Genomic DNA, 846 nt, shown 5'->3' on the forward strand with positions numbered 1-846 from the left:
GTCTACTCTCAGTAACCCTTACACAATTTACGTAATTCTGACGCTAAACGTTGCTAAAATTAATATTATCAATAGTGTTACTTTGGTTCATATTCTCATTTGCTGTGAAAGCTACTTTCCAACGCATTGTTATAATGAGAACGATAGCCACTTAACGTTAATACTAACAGTGTCGCATATTAAGTCGAGAGTGCTTTATTGGATAAAAACGGACTTTCCTCTTACTTACCCTATGAAAGGGGTAGAGACTTCATGACCGTTTAGAAGGTGAGAGCAATATGCAAAGAATAGTAGATTTAGCTCCAGTAGTAATTTTGACCAGTGTTTGCAGCGTTGCTTGGATATTCTTTTCAACAAAGAGCATTTGGGTGTTTTTTGAACTGTTTGTATTTACGATGCTTGGCTTTGGCCTTTTGTACGGGTTACTACAAAAGGCTGATCCTAAACACTTTGACTTTGTTTTAAATCACATCGATGAAATTAAGAAGGAAGGCAAAGATGCTTGCCTAAGCGGCGCTCCGAAAGAATCCAACCCATACTCTGGTGTCGATGGTGATTTATGGGAGGCTGGTTACACAGCCTCCAACAACAAAAAGATAAAGCAATAAACCGCTAGGTGCTTATTCAACATTGTGCTTTTCAAAAAAGCACCCTGCCATTTTAAGGACAGGGTGAAAGCAAGAAGTTTCTCAGGAGCGGTCGGGGGAGAGAAACTCATCTAAATCTTATTTACTTACCGGCGAACCTCTTCAAATTCACCTTCAATCGCATCTGCTTTACCTGTATTAAACTCATACTCTTCGTGCATTTCTCTCTGCATTTTCTTGACGCGCTTTTCAATACGCT

2 protein-coding genes are annotated in these 846 nt (G+C 39.4%); both read left to right on the forward strand.

The features are described 5' to 3' along the window. On the forward strand, positions 1-256 hold a 256-nt coding region (locus IQR33_RS33320), incomplete at its 5' end, for a hypothetical protein (protein WP_228013944.1). A gap of 22 nt (positions 257-278) precedes the next feature. Then, on the forward strand, positions 279-608 hold the full coding sequence (locus IQR33_RS16900; protein WP_054577762.1) for a hypothetical protein: 330 nt from the start codon (positions 279-281) through the stop codon (positions 606-608). The last annotated feature ends 238 nt before the right edge of the window (positions 609-846 follow it).

The organism is Vibrio sp. OPT46, from assembly GCF_015163535.1.
GTDB classification, from domain to species: Bacteria; Pseudomonadota; Gammaproteobacteria; order Enterobacterales; family Vibrionaceae; genus Vibrio; species Vibrio alginolyticus.